Here is a 23,506-nt window from a genome sequence, read left to right as displayed (position 1 = left end):
GGCTGATCATGGGCAAAGCCCTTGAAGGTGTCCGAGTACTCGATATGACCCACGTGCAGTCCGGACCGTCCTGCACCCAGATCCTGGCTTGGCTCGGCGCTGATGTCGTCAAACTCGAGGCGCCTACGGGCGACATCACCCGCCAGCAGCTGCGCGACCTTCCGGACGTCGACAGCCTGTACTTCACGATGCTCAACTGCAACAAGCGCAGCATCACCCTGAACATGAAGTCCGACCAGGGCAAGGAGATCTTCACCAAGCTGGTGCAGGAGTCCGACATCCTGGTGGAGAACTTCGCCCCCGGCGCGGTCGACCGGATGGGCTTCACCTGGGAGCGCCTGCAGGAGATCAACCCGAGGCTGATCTTCGCCTCGATCAAGGGCTTCGGCCCTGGCAAGTACGAGGACTTCAAGGCGTACGAGGTGGTCGCCCAGGCCATGGGCGGCGCGATGAGCACGACCGGGTTCGAGGACGGCCCGCCGGTTGCGACCGGCGCCCAGATCGGCGACTCCGGTACCGGTATGCACCTGGTCGCGGGCATTCTCGCGGCGCTCTACCAGCGGGTGCAGAGCGGCAAGGGTCAGCGGGTCAGCGTGGCGATGCAAGAGGCCGTACTGAACCTGACCCGGGTCAAACTGCGCGACCAGCAGCGGCTGGCGCACGGCCCGCTGAAGGAGTACCCGAACCAGGACTTCGGCGACGAGGTCCCGCGCTCCGGCAACGCCTCCGGTGGTGGTCAGCCGGGTTGGGCGGTGCGTTGCTCGCCGGGTGGCCCGAACGACTACATCTACGTCATCGTGCAGCCGCCCGGCTGGGCGCCGATCGCGAACCTGATCGGCCGGCCCGAGCTCGCCGAGGACCCGGAGTGGGCCACCCCGCCGGCCCGGCTCGACAAACTCGACAAGATGTTCGAGCTGATCGAGGCGTGGACGCAGGAGCACACCAAGTTCGAGGTGATGGCGAAGCTCAACGCGCTGAACGTGCCCTGTGGCCCGATTCTCAGCACCCGCGAGCTGATCGAGGACGAGACGCTGGCCGAACTCGGTGCGGTGGTGGAGGTCAAGCACCCGCAGCGCGGCAGCTTCAAGACGGTCGGCATGCCGATCAAGCTGTCCGACTCACCCGTACAGATCGAGACCTCACCCGGTCTCGGTGAGCACAACGCGGACATCTACGGCCAGCTCGGCATCAGCGCCGAGGACCTCGAAGCCCTGAAGACCGCCGGCGTCGTCTGACCCTGGCACCTCTGGAGGAGAGATATGAGTTACGACAAGGCAGCGGTCCAGGCGGTCCTCGATCAGGCCCTGGCAGAGGGCCGGTCCGCACTCAGCGCGCCGGAGGCCAAGCTGGTGGCCGACGCCTATGGCATTCCCACCCCGGGCGAGGGTCTGTCGACCACCGCTGACGGCGCCGCGGCGCTCGCGGCCGAGATCGGCTTCCCGGTGGTACTGAAGATCGTCTCGCCGGACATCCTGCACAAGACGGACGCCGGTGGGGTCGTGGTCGGCGTGACCGATGAGGCCGCGGCGCGGGAGGCGTTCGGCCAGATCGTCGCCAATGCGAAGAACTATCAGGCCGACGCGGAGATCACCGGTGTGCAGGTGCAGAAGATGCTGCAGCGCGGGCCGGACGTGCAGGAGGTCATCGTCGGTGCGATCACCGACCAGACCTTCGGCAAGCTCGTCGCCTTCGGCCTGGGTGGGGTGCTCGTCGAGGTACTGAAGGACGTCACCTTCCGGCTGGCGCCGACGTCGCCTGGGGAAGCCGCCTCGATGGTGGAGGGCATCAGCGCGCACGAGATGCTGAACGGCGTCCGCGGCTCGAAGCCGGTCGACAAACCCGCCATCGCGAGGATCATCACCGCGTTGTCGGATCTGGTCAGCGACTTCCCGCAGTTCGCCGAGGTCGACCTGAACCCGGTACTGGCCGGGCCGGACGGCGCCACCGCGGTCGACGTACGGATCATCGTGGATCCCACCGCCGGCGTACCGGTGGAGCGGTTCACGCAGGAGGAGATCCTGACGGCGATGACGCGGATCATGAAACCGCGCGCCGTCGCCGTGATCGGTGCCTCCAACGAGGACGGCAAGATCGGCAACTCGGTCATGAAGAACCTGGTGAACGGCGGCTACCAGGGCGACATCTACCCGATCAACCCGAAGGGTGGCGAGGTCCTCGGGCTGAAGGCGTTCCCGAGCATCACCGACGTACCCGGAGACGTGGATGTCGCCGTGTTCGCCGTACCGGCCAAGTTCGTCGCCGGTGCGCTCGAGCAGTGCGGTCAGAAGGGGGTCGCCGGGGCGATCCTGATCCCGTCGGGCTTCGCCGAGACCGGGGAGCAGGCCCTGCAGGACGAGGTACTCGCGGTCGCACGCAAGCACAACGTCCGCATTCTCGGGCCGAACATCTACGGCTATTACTACCTGCCGGAGAAGCTCTGCGCCACGTTCTGCACGCCGTACGACGTCCAGGGCAGCGTGGCGCTCTCCTCGCAGAGCGGCGGTATCGGGATGGCGATCCTCGGGTTCAGCCGGTCGAGCCGGATGGGGGTGTCCGCGATCGTGGGTGTCGGCAACAAGGCCGATATCGACGAGGACGACCTGCTCACGTTCTTCGAGGCCGATGACAACACCAACCTGATCGCGATGCACCTCGAGGACCTCAAGGACGGTCGCGCGTTCGCCGAGACGGCCTCGCGGGTGTCGAAGAAGAAGCCGGTGGTCGTGCTCAAAGCCGGCCGAACGGATCTGGGCGCGCGGGCGGCAAGCTCCCACACGGGAGCGCTCGCGGGCAACGACAAGGTGTACGACGACATTCTGCGGCAGTCGGGTGTGGTCCGGGCCCCCGGACTGAACGACATGCTGCAGTACGCCCGGGGCATCCCGCTGCTGCCCACTCCGCAGGGCGAGAACGTCGTCATCATCACGGGCGCGGGCGGGTCCGGAGTGCTGCTCTCCGATGCCTGCGTCGACAACGGTCTGCACCTGATGGGCATGCCGGCCGACCTGGACGAGGCGTTCAAGAAGTTCATCCCACCGTTCGGTGCCTCGGGCAACCCCGTGGACATCACCGGCGGCGAACCCCCGTCCACCTATCGAAACACGATCGCCCTGGGCCTGCAGGACGACCGCATCCACGCGCTCATCCTGGGCTACTGGCACACCATCGTCACGCCACCGATGGTGTTCGCCGAACTGGTCGCGGACGTGGTGGCCGAATACCGGGCCAAGGGCATTTCCAAGCCTGTCGTCGCCTCACTTTCGGGTGACGTCGAGGTCGAGGAGGCCAGCCAGTACCTCTACGAGCGCGGGGTGGTGGCGTACCCGTACACCACCGAAACTCCGGTGGCCGTGCTCGGCGCCAAGTACCGCTGGGCGCGAAATGCGGGACTGGTCGGTACCCAAGGAACCTAGCAGCAGCAGTACGGCGGGGGTAAATTCCCAGTTGGCGTCGATCCTAAGGAGTCCGCCTTGGACGTCACAAGCAGTACCTCAGATCTGCCAGACGGTCCCTCCCCGGTTACCGAGGAGCGCGTCTGGCGGGCGGGCCGGCTCGAACCGATGCCGATCCGGAAGTTGCCTAAGGCACCACCATCGATCCACATTCTCGGGCCGACGGTCTTCCTCGTCGCGCTCGGCGTGGGCATGGGGGAGTCCTACATGTGGCCCCGGCTGGTGCTGGTGTTCGGCCCGGACATCCGCTGGCTGTTCCTGGTCGGTGTCACCCTGCAAGCGTTCGTGCTGCTGGAGATGGCGCGGTACGCGATGGCGACCGGGGAGAGCATCTTCTTCGGCGCCGCGCGGATCTTCAAACCGATGATGTGGTTCTTCTACGTCGCGGCGATCCTGATCTATATCTGGCCCGGACACCTTTCGGCCGGTGCCGCCGCCTTCGAGGAGATATCGGGTATTCCCTGGCAGGTCTCGGCCTGTGTCGCCCTGGTCGGGGTGGGCGTGTTGTTCAGCATGCTCTCGGTGATCTACAGCTTCCTGGAGAAGGTGCTGGGATTCCTGATCGGGTTCCTGGTCGTCGGTACGGCGATCATCGCGTCGATCGTCGGCAGTTGGGACGACCTGGCGTCGACCATCTCGGGCATGTTCGCCTTCGGGTTCCTGCCGGACAAGGCCCTGTCCGACGTGTGGTTCCCGATCATCGTCGGATCGATCGCGTTCGCCGGTCCGTCGGGTATGCAGCAGATGTGGTACACGCTGCAGCTGCGCGACAGCGGTGCCGCGATGGGTTCGCACATCCCGAAGGTTCGGGGTCTGCGCACCGCCGGCGAGGCGGAGTCGATGCCGTCCCGCGGGTACATGTTCGACACCGAGGACCCGGCCGAGATGGAGAAGTGGAAGGGGTGGCGCCGGTGGGTCACCTTCGACGCGCTCCTGCTCTTCTGGGGCATCACGATGCTCGTCACGGTGTCGTTCACGGTGCTGGCCATGTCGGCGGCCCGGGAGAATCCGAACGTCGGCGCTCTGATCGAGGGTGGTGACCGGGAGGCAGCACTGAAGGCCATGTCGGACGCCTTCGCCTCGGCCGGCAGCCCGATCCTCGGTACGGCGTTCTTCGGCTTCATCGCGCTGATCGGCCTGAACGCGACGCTCGGGTTGTTCGACTCCTTCTCCCGGGGACAGGCCGATATGACGTACTACTTCGTGCCTGGTGCGAAGAAGATCGGTATGTCCCGGTTGTACGCGGGCTTCCTGTGGGGAGTCATCACGTTCGGCATCCTGATCCTGCTGTTCGGTCCGGCGGATGGTCCCGCGAGCATCCTGGATATCCTCGCGTTCCTGTCCACCTTCGCCATGGGTGCGTACTGCGTGGTGTTGTTGCTCGTGAACAACAAGCTGCTACCCAAACCGATTCGTCCGGGGATCGGGCGCAACCTGATCATCGGCTTCGGTGCGGTGTTCTACCTGGGCATGTTGTTCTACAGCCTGGTCCGCTTCGGTGTGGTCGTGGGCTGATCATGTCCAAGGTCCAGGTCCGGCAGCTGGCTGAGTTCTCAGTCCCTGCCCTGTCGATCGGAGTCGCCGCCGGCCTGGTGGCCGGTGGGCTGGCCGCCTTTGCGGGCCAGCCCACCGGCTGGGCGGTCCTCACCGGTCTCGCCCTCGGCGTACCCATCGCGTTCTTCAGCACGGGGTACGCCGTACTCGTTGCCCTCGGCAAGGTCCCGACCGGGGTGTTCGCGCCGGCCGCGGTCTACTGGTTGGTCGGGTTCCCGCTGGCGTTGATGGCGCATGCGGCCGTGACCGAGTGGGTGATCGTTGGTTCGCCTGGGTTGCCGGAATCGCCGTTGGAGTTCCTCGCGTTCCGGGCCTTGCTGAGTATGGGCTTCGCGATCGGGTTCCTCTGGATGCACGAGCAGCTAGGGCGGCACTGGTGGCCGCGGATCCGCGAGCACAACGAGTACGCCTATCGCTGCGTCGAGCAGTACAAGGAGATGGCGGTCTCGCTCGAGGAGCGCAAGGCCGCCGCGGGCCGGGGCCGTCCGCGTCCCAGAAAACGGCGCGCCCCCGCTTAGTGGTACGGCGCTTAGACGTTTGGCGCTAAGTGGTTTGGCGCCTATTGGTTGGCGCTTAGTCCCGTCATCGCGTTTTAGACCTGCTGGAGAGACCGTTCATGGACGTATCGCTCTCGGCGTGGATCGTCACGCTCATCGCCCTGTCGGCCCTGTTGTCACTGGACTTCCTGATCGTCGCCCGAAAGCCGCACGAACCGAGCCTGCGCGAAGCCACCTACTGGGTCGTCTTCTACGTCGGCCTGGCGGTGGCCTTCGGTGTCGGCCTGACGCTGGCCGCCGGTGGCCGGTCGGGTGGTGAGTTCTTCGCCGGCTGGCTGACCGAGTACTCGCTGTCGGTCGACAACCTGTTCGTCTTCATCATCATCATGTCCCGCTTCGCCGTACCGAGGCATCTGCAGCAGAAGGTGCTGCTCGTCGGTGTGGCCCTGGCCCTGCTGATGCGCGGCGCGTTCATCGCGATCGGCGCGGAGGCGATCTCCCGGTTCGACTGGGTCTTCTTCATCTTTGGCGCGTTCCTGATCTACACCGCCTGGAAGCTCGCCACCGCCAAGGAAGAGGACGAGTTCAAGGAGAACGCCGCCCTGAAGGCGGTCAAGCGCGTGCTGCCGGCCTCGTCGATGCTGATCGTGATGGTTGCCATCGGCACCACCGACCTGCTCTTCGCGCTCGACTCGATCCCGGCCATCTTCGGCCTCACCCAAGAACCGTATTTGGTCTTCACCGCGAACGCCTTCGCCCTAATGGGCCTACGCCAACTGTTCTTCCTCATCGGCGGCCTACTCGACCGCCTGGTCTACCTCTCCTACGGCCTATCCGTCGTACTCGGCTTCATCGGCGTCAAACTCATCCTCGAAGCCCTCCACCACGAAGGCGTCGCCTGGGCCCCCGAAATCCCCATCCTCGTCTCCCTAGGCGTAATCCTCGGCACCTTGACCATCACCGCCATAGCCAGCCTCCTAAAATCCGCCCACACCACCCGCAACACCCCCACCGACACCCCCACACCCGAACCCGTCACGGAACCGGCCGAATCCGCGTAGCCCATCCCGCCGAAACGCCCGCCGCCTCGGCCTTGGCAAGAGCGCGCGCCTTTTGACTTGGCGACGAGTGGACGCGTTTTGCGCCCCGCATCGAGCCAGGTTGGACGTGGCATCAAGGTTTGTGCGTGGCAGGCGACGGGGCGCAAAACGCGTCCACTCGTCGCCAAGTCCGGCACCACCCGGCCGCCAGGCGCGGACTGCGCTCGCGGTCGACGTACGGCGTGATTTGTGGATAACCCTCCCGCGAAGTGCCTCCTTGTGTCGCGCGTCTGCAAACACAACAAGGCACCTCGCGAGAGACTTATCCCCAATTCGGCCCACGCGTGTGCATTCCACGTCCAACCGTGGCAGGGCATTCGCAGGCAGGCCGCATTCCACGTCCGACCGTGATGGCGGTACCGCAGGTGGGCCGCATTCTGCGTCCGACCGTGGCGGCGGTATCCGCAGGCGGGCCGCATTCCACGTCCGACCGTCACCGGGTAGTCGCGGTGGCCCGGGACTTCGTTGGCGGACCGAGGACCGGGGCGTTGTACGGCGGGGGGACGGGGACCAGGGACGTCGTACGGCCGACCGGGAGCGTCGTACTGCGGGGACCGAGGTGCGGCGTGTGGGGAATGGCGAACGCGGGCCGCCTTTGACTTGGCGACGAGTGGACGCGTTTTGCGCCCCGCATCGAGCCAGGTTGGACGTGGCATCAAGGTTTGTGCGTGGCAGGCGACAGGGCGCAAAACGCGTCCACTCGTCGCCAAGTCCGGCACCACCCGGCCGCCAGGCGCGGACTGCGCTCGCGGTCGACGTACGGCGTGAGACCCACAAGCGTGGGACGCGCAAGAACGCCGGCCCCCGGAAAACAGGGGCCGGCGTTCGAGGGGGGTTAGGAGGTGGGGCGGCGGGGGCGGGACGGCTTTTTGGGCTCGGCGGCGGGAGCCGGGGTGGCGGATTCGGCTTGGAGGTCGTGGTAGGCCTTGCGGGTGTGTTCGGTGTGCTGGCGCATGATTTCGGCCGCCTTGTCCTCGTCGCCGTCGGCGATGGCCTTTACGAGGCGGGTGTGCTCTCGCCAGGAGGCTTGGCCGCGGAAGGGGGCGACGGGGGTGTAGTACCAGCGGACGCGGCGGTCGACCTGGGCGGCGAAGTCCACCAGGAACTTGTTCCCCGACATCTCGGTGATCGAGCGGTGTAGCTCGGCGTTGGTGCGCACGGTGGCGTCGATGTCACCGGCGTCCAGGAAGGCGGCGCCCTCCTTGCAGAGCTCTCGCAGCCGGGTGACCGCGTCCTTGCTCGCGTGCCGGGCCGCCAGCCGCGCCGATTCCGACTCGAGCGCGGCCCGGGCGGCCAGTAGCTGGTCCACCTCGTCCTCGGCGGGCACATGCACCTGGGCGCCGAAGCCGGGTCGCAGATCGACCCAGCCCTCGTTGCTCAGCCGCTGCAGAGCCTCCCGCACCGGCTGCCGGGACACGCCCAGCATGCCGGCCAGCTCCACCTCGACCAGGTGCTTGCCACGCTCGAGGGTTCCGTCGATGATCATCTCGGTGAGGGCCTCGTAGACCGACTCCCGAAGCGGCGTCGGCCGCTTGAGATGACGGACACCGGTGGCACCGTCGGCGCCGCTTCCCGTGCCAACACTCGTTGTTGTCATCTGGCCCTCTCAAAGTCAGCCCGCACTGATCATCCGATCATCCACCGGCGATCGGGTCATGGACCTGAAAAGCCGTTGGTTTGTGTAGACAGTCTACCAAGTGCTCAGGCCGCGGATTCGTTCCTGGCCTGCTCGTTTTCCGTGTCTTTGCGCAGCGTCTCGAGTTCACGCTCGAGCTCGAGCTGAAGGTTGGCCTCGAGCAGCTCGGGCGCGTCCTCGAACTGCGGACGAGCGGCGAGAGCGCCGAACCTACGGGTGAAGATCATGGTCTTGCTTTCCTCTCAACTTGATTCCGGAACCATCGCGGCTCCGAAATACTGGCTTCTGTATACATTCAACCAGCCCACTGAACCGGTTATGCCCACATCTCACGTGATCCCCGTTACAGAGGCGCGCACAGCGCGTTCCAGGGCGGTGAACTACCTCACTCCCGTGCCCGATTCACCCCAGAACATGCGCGAAGGGCGCATCCGGAAGCCCGGATGCGCCCTTCGGCCAAGCACGAGAAGTCAGCCGTTGGACTTGATCAACTCGTTCACCTTGCCGACGTACACCTGCAGTTCGTCGACCGGCTTCTTGCCGTTCAGGATCGGCTGCCAGTACGCCGTGGTGAGGTCGGCGACCTGGGACGCCCACTGGGTGGTGAACCGCACGCCGGTCGTCTTCTCCGTGGCCAGATCGGCCTTGACCGTATCGATCACCGTCGGCTGGCCCGCCTTGGACAGGGCGTCGAAGTAGCTGCCCTGCGTCGGCACGTACGCCGGCGGTGCCACCGGGGCGGCGGGCAGTACGGCGCTCCAGACCTTCGTGCTCAAGTACTCGATCACCTTGTACGTCGCTTCCTCGCTCGCGGTGTACGACGGGGTGCAGTAGCCGATCGAGTCGGACAGCGTCGCGGGCGTGGTGACCTGCGGGAACGGCGCGAAGCCGTACTTGACCTTCGGCTTGTCCGTCTGGAACCCGGCCGCGAGCCATTGCCCGCCGAACATCATCGGCACCTTGCCGGCCGAGAAGAGCGCGGGCGCGTTCGACACGTCGTACCCCGGCGGTGCGACCGCGCCGGACTTGATCGCGGCGGCCAACTTGGTGACACCTTCGACGTACGTCGCGTCGGCCTCGGCCTTCGTCGGGTGGTTCACGTTGTCGGTGAAGGCGGCGCCACCGGCCGACAGCGAGTACATGCCCATCGTGAACGGGCCGTCGCCCGCGGTGAGCTGGTCCGCGACGAGCCCGTGCTTCGCGCCGTTCTTCCCGGCCAGCTTGCCGGCGGCGTCGTACATCTCGTCCCAGGACCAGCCGGCCTTCGGCACCGGGATGCCCGCGGCCTCGAAGGCGTCCGCGTTGTACCAAACGCCGTACGTATTGAGCAGGGCCGGGATGCCGCCCATCTGGCCGTCGGCGGTCTTCCAGTTCTCGAAGGCCGAGGGCACGAAGTTGGCGGCCTTGAAATCGCCTTCGCCCTCGCTGACGCGCTTCGTCCAGTCGACCAGCAGGCCTTGCGAGGTGTACTGCTGCTCGGTGTCGTTGCCGCACCAGAAGATGTCGGGCAGCTTCTTGGCCTGGGTCAGCGACGCGAGCTTGTCGCCGTACCCGCCGCCGGGGGTTTCGAGCCGCTTGACGGTGATGTTGGGATCGCTGAAACCCTTGAGGGCCGCGTCGATCGCCTTGTTGGTCTCGGGCGACTCCCAGGTCATGATCGTGACGGTGACCGGGCCGTCCGTGCCGCCGCCATCATCCGAGCCGCCGCAGGCCGTTGCCGTCAGCAACCCGGCACACGCCAGCGTCGTACCGATAACTCTTGAACGCCTCACGGCCGTCCTCCTCAAACCTTGAATGTGGGGATCACTTCTGGGTGGTGCTGCCGAGCGAGCCGAGGCCCTGGATGAAGTAGCGCTGCGCGGCGAAGAAGAGGATCAGCGGCGGCAGCATGTAGAGCAGGTTGGTGGCCATGTAGTAGCTCCAGTCCGGCGTCTGCCCGGCGAACGGGGAGATGAACGACGCCATGCCGACCGCGAGCGGCCACTTCTCCGACGAGTAGAGGTAGACCAGCGGATTGAGGTAGTCGTTCCACGAGGCCTGGAAGGCGAGGATCGACATCGTGATCCAGGCCGGTTTCGTGAGCGGCAGCATCACCTGGGTGAAGATCCGGAAATGGCCGGCGCCGTCGATCTTGGCCGCTTCGTCGATCGAGTACGGAATGGCGAGGAAGTACTGCCGGGCCAGGAAGATGAACAGCGGATTGCCGCCGAAGAAGGCCGGCACGATCAACGGCAACCACGTGTCGTACCAGCCGATGCTCTTGTACATCTGGAACAGCGGGATCAGACCGACCACGCCGGGGAGCAACATGCTGCCGACGAACAGGTAGAACCAGATCTTCCGGCCGGGGAAGCGCAAGCGGGCCAGCGCGTAGCCGGCCATCATCGCGGTGAGCACGCCGCCGAAGACGCTGAGCGCGGTGATGATGGACGAGTTCAGCAGCAGTCGCGGGAAGCGGATCGCCTCGGGCCCTTTGATGAAGTTCTCGAAGTGGAACTCATTCGGGAACAGCCGCGGCGGCACCTCGAAGACGGCACTGCGGCTCTTCAGGCCGATGGTGATCATCCACAGCAGCGGCACCACCATCACCGCGCACACGAACAAGGCGGTCGCATACCAGGAGGCGGTCCGGAGCGACTTGGTCCGGTCCTTGGTGCCGACGGCTCTGGCCGCGACCTCGGCGCTGCCGCGTTCTTCAGTCAGCAGAGTTGTCACTGTAGGTCCAAAGGGAGGAGAACTTCGCGGTCAGGGCGATCACGGCGATGATCACGATGAACAGCACCCACACCTGCGCGGAGGCGTAACCGAGCTGGGGGATCCGGCCGAGGTTGGAGAAGCCGTTCTTGTAGATCGACAGCATCAGCACGTTGGTGCTGAAGCCGGGCCCACCGTCGGTGAGGATCTTGGGCTGGTTGAACGTCTGCAGCGCGGCCGTGGTCTGCAGGATCACCTGCAGCAACATGATCGGGCTGATCATCGGCATGGTGATCCGGAAGAACACCGAGTACGGCCCGGCGCCGTCGACCTTGGCCGCCTCGTACAACTCGGTCGGTACGGCCTGCAGCGCGGCCAGGAAGATGATCATCGTGCTGCCAACACCCCAGAGCATCACGATCACGATCGACGGCATCGACATCGTCGGACTGGCGAGCCATTGGCTGGTCGGCAGGTGCAGCTTCTCCAGGATCGTGTTCATCAAGCCGACTTGCGGGTTCAGGATGAACTTCCACAGCGTGATGGTCGCGACGGCCGGGAGTACGACAGGGAGGTAGGCCATCGTCCGTACGATTCGCACGCCGCGGAACTTCTGGTTGCAGAAGACCGCGAGTGCCAGGCCGATTGCCAGTGACAGTGGGACGTAGAGCAGGACGAGATAAGCGGTCGCGCGCATCGCGGGCCAGAAGGCGGGATCGACGGTGAAGAGCCTGCGGAAGTTGTCGAAGCCGACGAAGATCGGGTCGCTCAGGCCGTTGTACTTCGTCAGCGCCAGGTAGAACGAGCGGATCAGGGGATAGACCACGAAGACGGTGAAGCCGATCACGGCCGGGCCGATGAAGACGTACGCTGCCTTGGTATCCGATCCGGCGCCTCGGGCCTGAAGGCGGCCTTTTGGGCGTGCTGTGTCTGGGCGTCTTGCTGCGGTCACCCGCACTGGCGTGTCCTGTCAGCGCCTGGGGGGCCGGAGGTGATGTGCTGGATCGAATTCATGCCCACTCCCTGGACGGTAACGTTTCCAACGGCTTACTGTTTTGTGACGATGCCGTGTCGTGAGAAGGAAGTCAACCCTGTGTCCGAAACGTTTCCAAGGCGGCCCGAGACCGCACGCCCGACGATGGTCGATGTGGCCAAGCGGGCCGGCGTCGGCCTCGGCACCGTGTCGCGCGTCGTCAATGGCGGGTCCGGTGTCCGTGAGCACACGGCCAGCCGGGTCCGCGCCGCGATCGACGAGCTGGGGTTCCAGCGCAACGAGGTGGCCCGCGCTTTGCGGCCGGGTAAGACCTCGACGAGTCTCGCGCTGGTGCTCGGCGACCTGACCAACCCGTTCTACGCCACCATCGCGAAGGCCGCGCTGGAGGTGGCGGGCCAAGCCGGGTATGCCGTCGTACTCGGCAGTGTGGACGAGGATCCCGAGGGTGAGCGGCGGGCGATCCAGGAGCTGATCGGCCGGCGGGTGGCGGGCCTGATGATCGTGCCGGACCAGGGCGACCACTCGTTCCTGGCCGGGCCGGCGGGTGCGGGTGTGCCGGTGGTCTTCGTGGACCGGCCGGCGCACGGTATCGAGGCTGACGTGGTGATGGTCGACAACGAGGCCGGTGGCCGGATCGCGACGGAGCACCTGCTGAACCAGGGCCATCGCCGGGTCGCGATCCTGCTCGCGCCGTCGTACTACACGGTCGGCCGCCGGCTTCGCGGGTATCGCCGCGCCTTCCGCCTGGCCGATCAAACGGTCGACGAGAGTCTGGTCATCACCTTGCCGGAGGGTTCGCAAGAGGCCGCCGAGAAGGCCACTCGTGAGTTGATGCACCGGGCGGAACCTCCCACGGCGATCTTCGCGTCGACGAACTTCCTCACCGAAGGCGTGCTCAGGGCCCTCGGCGAGACCGATTCGCAGGCGGCCGTGGTCGGCTTCGACGACTTCCGGCTGGCCGACATGCTGCCGACCCCCGTCACGGTCGTTGCCTCCGACATCGGTGAGCTCGGCCGCGTCGCCGCCCGCCTCCTGCTCGAACGCGCCGACGGCTCCGCCAAACCACCCCAGCGCATCGTGCTGCCCTGCACCCTCATTCCCCGTGGCAGCGGCGAGCGTCCACCGCCTACTTCTTCGTGACGTTCTGCCAGATCATCTGACCCGGTGTCGGCGTGATCTCCGTGGTGATGACGGCCATCGCGCGACGGCTGAACTTGTCGTCGGTGAGCTGCGCCAGCATCCCCGCGGCCAGGTCGGCGCGGGCGGTGAAGAGGCCGTCCGCGTGGTTCTCCGTCAGCTCGTACGTCGTCGGTGCCGGGTGGTCGAACAACCCGGCCGGACGCGCGATCGTCCAGTCCAGCGAGCTGGCGCGGACGATCGCCCCGGCCCGGCGCATGTCCTCGTGCGTCGTCCGCGCCAGCCGTCGGTTGACGATCGGGTCGATCACGCGCCGGTAGAAGAAGTCGGCCGTCGGCTGGTAGCCCGGATCGGTCAGCATCGAGGTCACGATCACCAGCCGGGGTACGTCGTACCGCTCCATCGCCTCGACGATCGCCGTCGTCGCCCGTGAATAGAGGCTCACGGGTTGCCGGGTGAAGGTGCCGCCGATGGCCGAGAGCACGGCGTCGGCGCCTTGGATGATCGGCGCGATGGCTTGGGGATTGGTGGCGTCGGCTTGCACGGTGGTGACGCCCGGTGTGGTTTCGATGGGCCGGCGGGCGACGCCGATGACCTCGTGCCCGGCGGCGGCCGCCTGCTGGGTCAACTGGCGGCCGGTTGATCCGCTTGCTCCGAAGACGACGATGCGCATGTGCGTTCCTTTGATCGGTTGAGGCTTGACCTTCGCCTGCGCGGTCCCGCATATTCAACGGTGATGAATAAATCTCGAGGTCGTCCGCGTGGCAATCCGCCGACTCGCGCGCGGATCGCCGAGGCGGCGCGGCCGCTGTTCCTGGAGCGTGGTTATCGCGGTACGACGGTGCGCGCGATCGCGGCTGCCGCTGAGGTTGATTCGGCGTTGATCAGTTACCACTTCGGTTCTAAACAAGGGTTGTTCGCCGAGTCGATGGGGTTCAGTTGCCAGTCGCCGGACTTGGCCGCGGCGTTCGAGGGGGATCTCGCGGGTCTGCCTAGTCGGCTGTTGCGCGCGGTGATGGCGTTGTGGGAAGGCGCGCCGCCGGACGGGTTGGCGATGCGCGACGCGGACGCGATGGAGGTGTTCCGCGAGTACCTCGAAACCGAGTTGCACGGCCGGCTTGCTGAATTTCTGCGCGGGCCTGGTGCGACCGATCGGGCCACCGCCGCGGTCGCCGTGATCGGTGGGCTGGTCTTCACGCGCTACCTCAATCCGCTCCGCCCGGCCGCCGAGCTGCCGTCGGCTGAGCTGGAGCGCATCATGCTGCCGTCAATGCGCGCCGCCCTGCGCGGGGCGCAGTTGCACCGGGGTGCCGCGTAAGTTGGTCTGATGAGGATTCGGCCGTACGGCGTGGGGCTTTGCCTGGCGCTAGTGGTGGGGGTGCTGACCGGTTGTTCGCCGGGGCTGGCCGGGGGAATCTCGGTCACGGTGGACGACGCGGGCCGGTTGGTCGCCGTGATGGAGAAGTGCAGGGGCGATATCGAGTACGTGTCGTTGTCCGAGATTTCCGAGGGCTCTGAGGCGCAGGGTTCTGAGCGCGTCCGGCTTGGCGAGTGGACGATCGGCAAGCTGAAGGACGGCTCGCACGCGCTCAACCTGGAGACGGGGAATCCCGCGTGGAAGGCGTCATCGCCGTGGCAGCCGCTGAAGCCCGGGACGTCGTACGTCGTGGGGGCGTGGGACGAGAATCAGTCCTGGACCCTCGGCACGCTGACGTTCAAGGTCGCCGACCTCGCCAAGGTCAAGCCGGGTGAAGTGCTCTCGGTGGACTTCGTGGACGGCAAGACCGTGACCTTGGCCGAGCCGTTGGAGAAGTTCAAGAAGGCGGCCTGCGGGGGTTAGCGGTCGTCGTAGGCGTCGCGGGCGGCTAGGACTTCGGGGATGTGTTGTTCGGCCCAGCGGCAGAGGACGTTGAGGGGGTCGATCAGCGTCCGGCCGAGTGGCGTGAGTTCGTACTCGACTCGTGGTGGGACTTCGCCGTACGCCTGGCGGATCAGCATGCCGTCGCGTTCGAGATCGCGCAGGGTGTCGGTCAGGACCTTGCCGCTGATGCCTTGCAGGGCCGTCCGGATGTCGCCGAAGCGCAGCGGGCCCGGGTCCAGAACGGTGATGATCATCGCGGTCCACTTGTTCGCGATCCGGGCCAGCGAGGTGCGGGACGGGCAGGTGGCCACCAGGATGTTCCAGCTTTGCCCTGGCGGCGGCGCGTATTTCAGATTCATCAGGCCACATCCCGTTAGTTACGTTGAGGTGAATGGTCACCATTAGTAAGTATTGACCTCCAGAAGGCTAAACCCTAGGAGGAACCATGAGCAATGCGGTGACTGTGGCAACGGATTACTTCAACGCCCTGGCGGCCAAGGAGTACGCGAAGGTGGCGGGCTTCTTCGCCGACGACATCGTCTGGCACCAGCCCGGCGCCAACCAGTTCTCCGGCATGCACAAGGGCGCGGACGCGGTGAACGCGATGATCGGCGGCATGATGACGGTCAGCGCCGGCACCTTCGCGCTGTCGGTCCGGGCGCCGCTCATGGTCAACGAGGACCTGGTCGCCGCGCCCGTGCACTTCGCCGGTCAGCGCGAGGGCGCGACCCTGGACGGCGACGGTATCGACCTGCTCCGGATCGCCGACGGCAAGATCGTCGAGGCCTGGCTGTTCACCGAGGACCAGGACGCCGAGAACACCTTCTGGGGCTGATCACCCTCCAGCTTGCCCCATGATCGAGATGTCGGCCGCCGCGTCAACGTCCAGGAGGGCATGCGCGGCGGTTGCCATCGGCAACGGACTGCGTGCGGCCGCGAGCGCCAGACCGAGATCCTTGCGCAAGGCGCCGACCGTGAAATCGGCAGCCGCGTAGTCGCCGGAGTCGAGCCGCTCCCGCTTGCCTGTGACCAGTCTGGCGAAGGCGCCACCGCTCAGTACGTCGAGAACGAGTGCGCGGTCGAGGCCGAGGCTTTCGCCAAGTTGGACGGCGTCGTGCAGTCCGGCGGCGACCACGCCAAGGCTGAGGTTCGCGACGAGTTTGGCGGCGGTCGCCGTACCGATCGGGCCGGTGTGCCGGATGTCGCCGTTGGACGTCCAGCACTGCAGGAGCGCCCGCGCCGCGGCGACGTCCTCGGTAGAGCCGCCCGCCAGGACGCGAAGCGTGCCACCCCGGACGGCCGGGATTGATCCGAGCACGGGCGCTTCGACGTACCGCAGACCTGCCTCGATCGCCCGGCCCGCGAGGTCGAGGGACTCGGTGGGCGCGATGGTGCTCGCGTTGATCACCAGTGTGCCGGGTTCGACGTACTGGATCAGGCCGGCCAGTACGTCGGCCGAGGCCTTGCCGTCGAGCACCATCACCACGATGGCCTCGGCGGTCGCGAGCACCTCCAGGCCCGTCGGTTCGTAGCCGGGCCGGGGGCTGCGGTTCCAGCGAATGACCTGGTGGCCGTGTTCCTCGAGGGAGATGGCGAACGCCTGGCCCATCCGGCCGAGGCCGCAGACCCCTACCCGCATCAGTCGGCCACGATCGCGAAGGCCTCGATTTCGAGGAGTACGTCGGGCCGGAAGAGCGCGACGACCTGTACGGCGGTGCTGGCGGGCGGGTTGGCCGTGTCGACGTACTCGTCGCGGGCTTTGCGGATCGCGGGCAGCACGGCGAGGTCGGTGACGTAGATGCCGAGCTTGACCACCTGGGTGAACGTGGCACCGGCCGCCTTGAGGCAGGCGTCGAGGTTGGCGAAGACCTGGCGGGCCTGCGCTTCGGCGTCGCCGGGGCCGACCAGATCGCCGTTCGCGTCGAGCGCGACTTGGCCGGCGATGGCGACCCAGCGGCCGGGGCCGGTCACGACGTGGCTGTACCCGTTGCCCGGGGCGACGCCGTCGGGCTTGGGGTGGGAGAGCTGGGACAAGGTGGTTCCTTCCGATTTCGGCTGGTGATGCCATCCTGCCGGGTCTGTCGGTATCCGACCAGCGCATATCTTGCAGGTTAGGTATGCGCGATAGGGATATCGTGGTGCCGTGGATCTGAACCAGCTCCGAGCCTTCCGCGAGGTCTGCCGCCTGGGCACGGTCAGCGCTGCCGCGGCGTCACTCGGCTACACACAGTCCGCGGTGTCCCGGCAGCTCGCGAGCCTGGAAACGCAGGTGGGTCTGCCGTTGTTGCAGCGGCATTCGCGGGGCGTTCGTCCGACCGCGGCGGGCGAGGTGTTACTGACGCACGCGACGGGCATCCTCGGCCAGGTCGATCGCGCGCTGGCCGACGTACGGACCGCTGAAACGCGAGGCGGGCCGGTCCGGGTGGGCGCGATCCCGACCGCGAGCGCCCGGTTGCTGCCCGAAGCTCTTCGCGCTTTCGGTGGGGTCAACCGGGTCACCTTCGTGGAGGGCGTGACGCCTGAGCTGCTGCCCAAGTTGCGCGATGGTGCGATCGACCTGGCGGTGATCACGGACTACCCGCCCGGTCTGCCGACTGCGGAGGGCGTCTCGTTGGCGCATCTGATGGACGACGTTCTGCTCTGTGCGCTACCCCGGGAGCATCGGTTGGCCGATCGCCGGGTGGTGGATTTGGCCGAGCTCGCGGAGGACAGCTGGGTCGAGGATTACGCGGGCGCGGCCGCCGTACTGATGGGAGTGTGTGCGAAGGCCGGGTTCGTGCCGAGGATCGACATCGAGTGCGGCAGTTGGCTCGGGAAGCAGGCGTTCGTGGCCGCCGGGTACGGCGTGACGCTGGTGCCGGGACTGGTCGTACCGGCGCTGCGGCCCGACCTCGTCGTCCGCGAACTGGCCGATCCGCCCAAGCGTGCTGTGTACGTCGCGACCCGCGGCCCTTTGGATGACTCGGTGACCGCCTTTCTTGACGCGTTGCGGCAGGTTGCCCGGCCGGTTTGAGGCGGTAGCCTTTCGGCATGCCGAAGAAGCTGCGACTGACGGGCGATGCCGAAGCCGACAAGCTCCTGTCCGAGGACTCGTTCGCCCTGCTCACCGGGTTGCTGCTCGATCAGCAGTTCCCGATGGAACACGCTTTTGCCGGGCCCCGGAAGATCGCGGACCGGATGGATGGGTTCAGCATCACCAAGATCGCCGAGACCGATGTCGAGGAGTTCGTGGAGCTGTGCGTGAAGCCGCCGGCCATCCACCGCTATGGCGGCTCGATGGCACGTCGGGTGCACGCGCTGGCGCATCACGTCCTGGACAACTACGGCGGCAATACCGACAAGATCTGGAAGCAGGGCAAGCCGGACGGCCAGGAGTTGCTGCGTCGGCTGAAGGCGTTGCCGGGGTACGGCGACCAGAAGGCTCGGATCTTCGTCGCGCTCCTTGGGAAGCAGCTTGGCGTTCAGCCGGAGGGCTGGCGCGAGGCCGCCGGGGCGTACGCCGAAGAGGGCTCGCGGCGTTCCATCGCCGATGTCACCAGCCCCGAGACGCTGGCCGAGGTGCGTGCCTTCAAGAAGGCGGTCAAGGCCGCCGCGAAGGCGATTTGAGACGGGTCTTGCGTACCATCGCCCGGTGACCATTCCCCTGAGTGACCAGGCCCGCAAGCTCGTGGACGGCGCCAACCTCGCCGTGCTCGCGACGATCAACCCGGATGGCAGTCCGCAGACCTCGGTGGTGTGGGTTGGCCGCGACGGCGACGATCTGGTCATCTCGACCGAGGCTGGTCGTCGCAAGGACAAGAACCTGCGCCGCGAGCCGCGGGCGAGTCTGACGGTGATCGACAAGGACGACCCGGACCAGTACGTCGAGATCCGGGGTACGTCGACCGTGGCCGAGGACGTCGATCGGGTCGTGGCGGTCGCCTTGGCCGAGGCGTACGAGGGGCCGGGCGCGGGCGCGACGTACCTGGACCTGCCGGTTGAGGTCGTCCGCACGGTCATCCGGATCACGCCGACTCGGTTGACCGGGCCTGCTGCCTGAGCGTTTCAACCAGCCCTGGGTGGAGGCCGGGTTGAGCCCGGATCCCTCCCAGGGTTGGTCTGTCGTCGCTTAGCGAGACTTCGTGGCCTGATGGTCGGCAGGCTGTCTGGCATGCGAATTCTTACTGCTTTGATCGCCGGTTTGTTCTTCAGTTCGATCGCGTTGCCGGTCTCCGCGGCTCCCATGGTTTTGCGGTTGCCTGGGCCGAGTGGTGCGTACGACGTGGGTGTCACGTCGTTGCATCTTGTGGACGGTCAGCGGGTGGATCCATGGAAGGCGGGGGCGCCGCGGGAGGTGATGGCGTCGGTCTACTATCCGGCGCGGGATGTCCGGGAGTATCCGATTGCGCCGCAGTTGAGTCCGGGGGCGGTGGAGTGGTTCGAGCGGATCGACGTTCAGCGGCATTCGTTGCCGACGGCAAACGTCGACTGGGGTGCGACGAAGACCCACTCGGCTGTTGATGCGCCCGTACTGCCTGGACGACGGCCGGTGCTGCTCTATAGCCCGGGTGGCGCCGACCCGCGAACCGTCGGAACGACGCTCGCGGAGGAACTCGCCAGTCGCGGCTATGTGGTGGTGACGATCGACCATCCGGGGGAGACCAGTGAGGTGGAATTCCCGGGTGGACGGGTGCGCTGGTTCGACTTGCCGGGTGATCCGCGGACGGATGCCGCGATTGCCCGGACGATGATGATGACGCGGTTCGCTGATGTCCGCTTTGTGCTGGATCGGTTGGAGGTGCTCGCGGCGGGCGGTAATCCTGACGCGGCGGGCAGGGCTTTGCCGCGTGGGTTGGGGCGGGCGCTGGACCTGGGCCGGGTCGGGATTTACGGGCACTCGGCGGGTGGCGCGACGGCCGCGGAGGCCATGTACGAGGATCGGCGGATTGATGCCGCGGTCAATCTGGAGGGCTATCTCGATCATCTGTCGGGTGAGGCGTTTCCGATCGCCCGGGCCGGGACGGATCGGCCGTTGCTGCTGGTCGGGACCGACGGCTTCCGCGACGAGCGGTTCGACCGTACGTGGGGGATGGTGCTCGCGCACGGCGGGCCGGTTCGCCGTACGGAAGTGAAAGACGCGAACCACTGGGTCTTCACCGACTACGCCGCCATGGCACCGCAATTGGAGTTCGACGGTTTGTTGAGTCGCGAGACGCGGATCAAGCTGGTCGGCGCTGGGGACCCTTGCCGGTCGACCCCGCAGATCCGGAAGCTCATGCGGGTGTTCTTCGACCAGCACCTGCGGTAGGCCGTTCGGTTGGCAGGGCTTGCCGGTCGTACGAGTGTTGGCCGATAACGCGTCGACCGGCACCGTCCTGCTCGAACGGCTGGACGCCTCCCGCCCACTCTTTTGCGTTCATTCGTCGCAATCCGCCCTCTTAGACCCGACTGACAGGTATAGGTCGGCGAGGGGAGAGGGCGGATTGCGACGAATGAACGCAAAAGGAGGCGGGTGACAACCTTTTGACCTCGGCAGGGACTGGTATGGGGTGACAGGGTTCCTGGCCGGGAGGGTGGCATGGGGGATTTCGAGCAGTTTGTGACGGAACAAGGCCGGGCCTTGTTGCGCACCGCCTGGTTACTCACCGGCGACTGGGCCGGTGCCGAGGACCTGGTCCAGACGACGCTGACGAAGACGTGGGACGGCTGGCGGTCGATCCAGCGTGCCGATGATCCCGGCGCTTACGTACGCCGGATTCTGATCAACACCCATCTGCGGCACAACCGGCGCCGGTGGAAAGGCGAGTTGCCGACCGAGGTGCTGCCGGAAGAGCCCGGGCGGGACGAGATGGGCGACAGCGACGTACGGCACAGCCTGCGGGTCGCGCTCGCGGCACTTCCCGCGCGACAGCGGGCCGTGGTCGTACTGCGGCACTACTCCGATCTCACCGAGGCCCAGACCGCCGACGCGCTCGGTTGCTCGATCGGCACCGTCAAGAGCCAGAACGCCCGAGCCATGGCGACACTGCGCTCCCACCAGGCACTGACCGGTCTGCTCACCACGGAGGCCACCTCATGAACGACTTACGCGACACCGAACGCCGACTCTCCGACCTCCTCCACGACACCACCCCCGAGCCGCCGGCCTCGATCGACTTGCACGCTCTGGCCCGTACGGCGATGACGCCCTCGCACCGAACCAGCCGAGACGTCGTACGACGCTTGGCCGCGCCCCTCGTCGCCGCCGCGGCCGTCATCGGTGCCATCGCGGGCGGCCTAGCGATCGTCGTAGGCGGGGGAACGGCCGTACCCGGCTCAAGCTCTGTCGATGAGGCAAGCATGGCTCAGGCCCGACAGGCCCTTGCACATTGGGAAGCAGCCGTACGAGCCAACCCGGCGGTCGGTGTGCTTCCGACAACCCAGGTGATCGGTCAGTGGGAACCAGCCTTCCTGAAAAGGCATGCAGAAGCCATCGCGTCCGGAGCCGTCAAGCCCGGCGCGAAGCTGGATCAGAAGATCCAGCCGCCCGGGAAGCTTGTGTGGGCCGACGGCGAAGAACGGCCCACGATGGTCCTGACAGCGAATGCGACGTACGAGCAGTTCCCGATGCCCGTAGCCACCTGTGCAGCCTGTGAGCCACTAGAGGTGACTGGAGCACGGCGGACCAGCATGACAATCCAGACCGCCCGTGGCCCGGTGGGCGTACCGGCGTGGCGCTTCAGCCTTCGGGACACGGAGGTCGAGCTTGTCCGCTCGGCAATTCCGCCGCCCACCGTCACGCCTCTGCCGCAGAAGCCGAGCCAATCCCACGTTTGGTACCGCCTGGACGCGGCGAAGGTCGGCGCCGATGGCCGGACGGTGACCGTCGAATTCAGTGGCGCTGTCGGGCCGCGGAGCCAGCCTTGCGGAGCGGACTACACGGCGCAGGCCGTCGAGTCCGGCGAGGCGGTCGTCATCATCGTCGTCGCGGATGTCCACCGGGGCGACGGCGCGTGCCCGACCGTGGCCAAGCAGCGAACGGTGACGGTGGACCTGCCGAAGCCCCTCGCCGGCCGCGTCATCGTGCAGCTCGCCGAGGGGGTTCCTGTGCCGTTCAGCCCGGGCGGTTAAGCCACTTGGTGGGGGTAGAGGGCGGAGCGGTGCTGGAAGGACAGGATGCCTGGGTTGCGGATGACGCCCTGCTGGATCTCGATGGCCCGGCGGATGGTCTCGTCGGCTTCCCAGGCTTCGCTGCCGGCCAGGACCGTCGGCAGGAATGGGAGCAGCGCCTCGCTGATCTCCCAGCTGGCCGAGTTCCACAGGTAGGACGGGGTGTGGTCGACGCCGTAGTAGGTGACGTTGTCGCCCACGATGAAGGTCGGGTCGTTGAACGAGGTCGGTTTGGCCCAGCTGAAGCCCATCCCGTCATCGCACGAGACGTCGACGATCAGCGTGCCCGGTGCGAGCAGGCCGAGGTCTTCCTCGATCAGGAAGGTCAGCGGCGCATCCGGATCCTGGAGCACGCAGTTCACGATGATGTCGTGCTCCGCCAGGAACCCCGCGAGCGGCACGCGGCCGTCATCGGTCATCGCGTGACTGCGGCGCGGGTCGAGGATGTCGTCGGTCTCGTCGTCGTGGTCGAACTGCACCATCCGCGCCGAGTGGATCGGCGAACTCACCGCGGTCACCCCACGGGCGGTCAGTACGTCGACGTCGTGGATGCCGTGTGCGGTCAGCGCCGTCACCGCGCCACGGGCGGTCGCGCCGAAGCCGATCACCACCGCGCGCAGGCGTCGTCCGTACACCCCGGTCGAGCCGATGGTCTCCAGCGCGTGCAGCACCGAGCAGTAGCCGGCGAGCTCGTTGTTCTTGTGGAAGACGTGCAGGTTGAACCGGCCGTCGGCGGTCCAGTGGTTCATCGCCTCGAACGCGATCAGCGTCAGCTTGCGGTCGATCGCTTGCTGGGTGAGCTTGTCGTCCTGGACGCAATGCGGCCAGCCCCAGAGCACCTGACCCGTACGCAATTCGGCGAGGTCCTCGGTCTGCGGTTTCGGCAGCAGCACGACGTCGCAGTCGGCGATCAACTGCTCACGGCTGCGCACCCCACCGACGGACTCGGCGAGCTGCTCGTCGGAAAGGCCGAAACGCTCGCCATAACCACGTTCCAGGAAGATGCGGGACCGGAGATCGGCCTCGATCCGGTCGAAGTGCATCGGGTGAATCGGCAGCCGGTGTTCGTTCTCCTTGCGAGAACGAGCCATGACGCCGAGGGTGAGCTGGTCCACAAGGGCCCCTTAAGTTGCCCCCTGTCTAGCACACGAGTGGTGAAAGCGGCTCTCGTGTCCTTTCCGTGGCCGTGGCCGGACCGCGAGGCAGGCACAACTCCGGTTTTCCGCGGTGTTGAACGCTTCAGGCGGAGGTTGTGCCTGCGTGGCGGTCCGCGACGGACGGCCAGCACTACACAACCCTCGTCTGAATCCTTTCAGGCGGTCGAAACGGGCACTTATGTAGTGCTGGCTGTCCGCCCGGACCGCCACGTCCACACGGTGACTCCGAACAGGCCGAATGAGGGCGAAATCGGTCACCGTGTGGACAGGGGCGTCCCCCTGAACCATCGCGGCCT

General features: G+C 66.6%; 25 protein-coding genes. 15 read left to right on the top strand and 10 right to left on the bottom strand.

Annotated elements, in window-relative coordinates:
• Positions 1 to 8: 8 nt before the first annotated feature.
• The 5 genes from frc to OG394_RS15340 all read left to right on the top strand — a co-directional run bounded on the left by frc (position 9) and on the right by OG394_RS15340 (position 6,564).
• Positions 9 to 1,235: a formyl-CoA transferase gene (gene frc, locus OG394_RS15360; RefSeq protein ID WP_328996028.1), complete on the top strand. Its 1,227-nt coding sequence runs from the start codon at positions 9 to 11 to the stop codon at positions 1,233 to 1,235.
• Between the two features lie 24 nt (positions 1,236 to 1,259).
• On the top strand, positions 1,260 to 3,413 hold the full coding sequence (locus OG394_RS15355) for an acetate--CoA ligase family protein (RefSeq protein WP_328996027.1): 2,154 nt from the start codon (positions 1,260 to 1,262) through the stop codon (positions 3,411 to 3,413).
• Positions 3,414 to 3,470: 57 nt separating this feature from the next.
• Positions 3,471 to 4,967 (top strand): Nramp family divalent metal transporter, encoded by a 1,497-nt coding sequence (locus OG394_RS15350; RefSeq protein WP_328996026.1) that lies wholly within the window; start codon positions 3,471 to 3,473, stop codon positions 4,965 to 4,967.
• A gap of 2 nt (positions 4,968 to 4,969) precedes the next feature.
• Positions 4,970 to 5,524, top strand: a complete 555-nt coding sequence (locus tag OG394_RS15345) for a hypothetical protein (RefSeq protein WP_328996025.1) — start codon at positions 4,970 to 4,972, stop codon at positions 5,522 to 5,524.
• Between the two features lie 98 nt (positions 5,525 to 5,622).
• Positions 5,623 to 6,564 carry a TerC family protein gene (locus OG394_RS15340; RefSeq protein WP_328996024.1) on the top strand — a complete coding sequence of 314 codons (942 nt, stop codon included), beginning with the start codon at positions 5,623 to 5,625 and terminating at the stop codon, positions 6,562 to 6,564.
• Positions 6,565 to 7,438: 874 nt separating this feature from the next.
• On the opposite strand, the gene OG394_RS15335 is transcribed toward OG394_RS15340, so the two are convergent.
• The 5 genes from OG394_RS15335 to OG394_RS15315 all read right to left on the bottom strand — a co-directional run bounded on the left by OG394_RS15335 (position 7,439) and on the right by OG394_RS15315 (position 11,885).
• On the bottom strand, positions 7,439 to 8,200 hold the full coding sequence (locus tag OG394_RS15335) for a GntR family transcriptional regulator (protein ID WP_328996023.1): 762 nt from the start codon (positions 8,198 to 8,200) through the stop codon (positions 7,439 to 7,441).
• A 104-nt stretch (positions 8,201 to 8,304) separates the two neighbouring features.
• Positions 8,305 to 8,466 carry a hypothetical protein gene (locus tag OG394_RS15330; RefSeq protein WP_328996022.1) on the bottom strand — a complete coding sequence of 54 codons (162 nt, stop codon included), beginning with the start codon at positions 8,464 to 8,466 and terminating at the stop codon, positions 8,305 to 8,307.
• 243 nt (positions 8,467 to 8,709) lie between these two features.
• The gene (locus OG394_RS15325) at positions 8,710 to 10,011 is read right to left on the bottom strand and encodes an ABC transporter substrate-binding protein (protein ID WP_328996021.1); all 1,302 of its coding nucleotides are present in this window, start codon (positions 10,009 to 10,011) and stop codon (positions 8,710 to 8,712) included.
• Positions 10,012 to 10,042: 31 nt separating this feature from the next.
• Positions 10,043 to 10,954, bottom strand: coding sequence for a carbohydrate ABC transporter permease (locus OG394_RS15320; RefSeq protein ID WP_328996020.1), 912 nt, complete (start codon positions 10,952 to 10,954; stop codon positions 10,043 to 10,045).
• Entirely contained in the window at positions 10,935 to 11,885 is a 951-nt protein-coding gene (locus OG394_RS15315) for a carbohydrate ABC transporter permease (protein ID WP_328996019.1), read from the bottom strand. Before OG394_RS15315 ends, OG394_RS15320 begins: the two co-directional genes overlap by 20 nt.
• A 141-nt stretch (positions 11,886 to 12,026) precedes the next feature.
• Between OG394_RS15315 and OG394_RS15310 the strand changes: the two genes are divergently transcribed.
• Complete coding sequence (locus OG394_RS15310) at positions 12,027 to 13,067, top strand: LacI family DNA-binding transcriptional regulator (protein ID WP_328996018.1); 1,041 nt, start codon at positions 12,027 to 12,029, stop codon at positions 13,065 to 13,067.
• Here the strand turns inward: OG394_RS15310 and OG394_RS15305 are convergent.
• A complete protein-coding gene (locus OG394_RS15305; protein WP_328996017.1) occupies positions 13,054 to 13,737 on the bottom strand; it encodes an NAD(P)-dependent oxidoreductase in 684 nt (227 codons plus the stop codon). The two genes, OG394_RS15310 and OG394_RS15305, sit on opposite strands and share 14 nt — an antisense overlap.
• Positions 13,738 to 13,800: 63 nt before the next feature.
• Here OG394_RS15305 and OG394_RS15300 point away from each other — a divergent pair, with 63 nt between their 5' ends.
• Both OG394_RS15300 and OG394_RS15295 read left to right on the top strand, forming a co-directional pair.
• Positions 13,801 to 14,382, top strand: coding sequence for a TetR family transcriptional regulator (locus OG394_RS15300; RefSeq protein WP_328996016.1), 582 nt, complete (start codon positions 13,801 to 13,803; stop codon positions 14,380 to 14,382).
• A 9-nt stretch (positions 14,383 to 14,391) separates the two neighbouring features.
• Entirely contained in the window at positions 14,392 to 14,904 is a 513-nt protein-coding gene (locus OG394_RS15295) for a hypothetical protein (protein ID WP_328996015.1), read from the top strand.
• Here the strand turns inward: OG394_RS15295 and OG394_RS15290 are convergent.
• Positions 14,901 to 15,284, bottom strand: a complete 384-nt coding sequence (locus tag OG394_RS15290; protein WP_328996014.1) for a winged helix-turn-helix transcriptional regulator — start codon at positions 15,282 to 15,284, stop codon at positions 14,901 to 14,903. The genes OG394_RS15295 and OG394_RS15290 overlap by 4 nt on opposite strands.
• Before the next feature lie 86 nt (positions 15,285 to 15,370).
• Between OG394_RS15290 and OG394_RS15285 the strand changes: the two genes are divergently transcribed.
• Positions 15,371 to 15,760: a nuclear transport factor 2 family protein gene (locus OG394_RS15285; RefSeq protein WP_328996013.1), complete on the top strand. Its 390-nt coding sequence runs from the start codon at positions 15,371 to 15,373 to the stop codon at positions 15,758 to 15,760.
• Here OG394_RS15285 and OG394_RS15280 read toward each other — a convergent pair whose 3' ends face one another.
• Complete coding sequence (locus OG394_RS15280) at positions 15,761 to 16,564, bottom strand: NAD(P)-dependent oxidoreductase (protein WP_328996012.1); 804 nt, start codon at positions 16,562 to 16,564, stop codon at positions 15,761 to 15,763.
• Entirely contained in the window at positions 16,564 to 16,959 is a 396-nt protein-coding gene (locus OG394_RS15275; protein WP_328996011.1) for a RidA family protein, read from the bottom strand. The genes OG394_RS15280 and OG394_RS15275 overlap by 1 nt, the downstream gene beginning before the upstream one ends.
• A 109-nt stretch (positions 16,960 to 17,068) precedes the next feature.
• Between OG394_RS15275 and OG394_RS15270 the strand changes: the two genes are divergently transcribed.
• The 6 genes from OG394_RS15270 to OG394_RS15245 all read left to right on the top strand — a co-directional run bounded on the left by OG394_RS15270 (position 17,069) and on the right by OG394_RS15245 (position 22,014).
• Complete coding sequence (locus OG394_RS15270) at positions 17,069 to 17,938, top strand: LysR family transcriptional regulator (protein ID WP_328996010.1); 870 nt, start codon at positions 17,069 to 17,071, stop codon at positions 17,936 to 17,938.
• A 17-nt stretch (positions 17,939 to 17,955) separates the two neighbouring features.
• Positions 17,956 to 18,531 (top strand): HhH-GPD-type base excision DNA repair protein, encoded by a 576-nt coding sequence (locus OG394_RS15265; RefSeq protein WP_328996009.1) that lies wholly within the window; start codon positions 17,956 to 17,958, stop codon positions 18,529 to 18,531.
• A gap of 25 nt (positions 18,532 to 18,556) precedes the next feature.
• Entirely contained in the window at positions 18,557 to 18,964 is a 408-nt protein-coding gene (locus OG394_RS15260) for a PPOX class F420-dependent oxidoreductase (protein WP_328996008.1), read from the top strand.
• Positions 18,965 to 19,075: 111 nt separating this feature from the next.
• Positions 19,076 to 20,212, top strand: coding sequence for an alpha/beta hydrolase family protein (locus OG394_RS15255; RefSeq protein ID WP_328996007.1), 1,137 nt, complete (start codon positions 19,076 to 19,078; stop codon positions 20,210 to 20,212).
• 270 nt (positions 20,213 to 20,482) lie between these two features.
• Positions 20,483 to 20,983: a SigE family RNA polymerase sigma factor gene (locus tag OG394_RS15250; protein ID WP_328996006.1), complete on the top strand. Its 501-nt coding sequence runs from the start codon at positions 20,483 to 20,485 to the stop codon at positions 20,981 to 20,983.
• The gene (locus OG394_RS15245) at positions 20,980 to 22,014 is read left to right on the top strand and encodes a hypothetical protein (RefSeq protein ID WP_328996005.1); all 1,035 of its coding nucleotides are present in this window, start codon (positions 20,980 to 20,982) and stop codon (positions 22,012 to 22,014) included. Before OG394_RS15250 ends, OG394_RS15245 begins: the two co-directional genes overlap by 4 nt.
• Here the strand turns inward: OG394_RS15245 and OG394_RS15240 are convergent.
• Positions 22,011 to 23,144: a N(5)-(carboxyethyl)ornithine synthase gene (locus OG394_RS15240; protein WP_328996004.1), complete on the bottom strand. Its 1,134-nt coding sequence runs from the start codon at positions 23,142 to 23,144 to the stop codon at positions 22,011 to 22,013. The two genes, OG394_RS15245 and OG394_RS15240, sit on opposite strands and share 4 nt — an antisense overlap.
• Positions 23,145 to 23,506: the final 362 nt, after the last annotated feature.

Origin of the sequence: Kribbella sp. NBC_01245, from assembly GCF_036226525.1 — a bacterium.
Lineage (GTDB): Bacteria > Actinomycetota > Actinomycetes > Propionibacteriales > Kribbellaceae > Kribbella.
The sequence above is the reverse complement of the archived record's forward strand: the minus strand, read 5'-3'. Positions and strand labels throughout refer to the sequence as shown.